The sequence below is a fragment of the Candidatus Corynebacterium faecigallinarum genome, from assembly GCF_052264515.1.
Classification (GTDB): domain Bacteria; phylum Actinomycetota; class Actinomycetes; order Mycobacteriales; family Mycobacteriaceae; genus Corynebacterium; species Corynebacterium faecigallinarum.
In genome coordinates this window covers 1-241 of the sequence record NZ_JBQQOC010000105.1, presented here as the reverse complement: position 1 = coordinate 241, position 241 = coordinate 1, and the positions used below count along the sequence as shown (strand labels likewise).

General features: G+C 69.3%; 1 protein-coding gene. It reads right to left on the bottom strand.

Annotation, left to right across the window (positions count from 1 at the left end; all coding sequences use genetic code 11):
- Positions 1–241: AMP-binding protein (locus ACTXPP_RS14250; protein WP_443342792.1), on the bottom strand; the 241-nt coding region annotated here is incomplete at both ends.

Sequence of the window (241 nt, the reverse complement as noted above, 5' to 3'; positions counted from 1 at the left end):
AGTCGGTTGGTGATGGCGTGGTGGGACACCGCCACGCCCTTGGGTCTGCCGGTGGTGCCGGAGGTGTAGATCACATAGGCACTGTCAGCCCCGGTGGCCGGGCGGGACAGGACCGGGGCCGTGTCCGCAGCTGGCACGGTGGCAGTAGCGGCCGCATCGGCATCCATGGCCTGGATGAGTGCGGCCTGGACCCCCGGGTCGTCGACGGTGATCACAGGCACACCGGTGGCGGTGAAGGAGA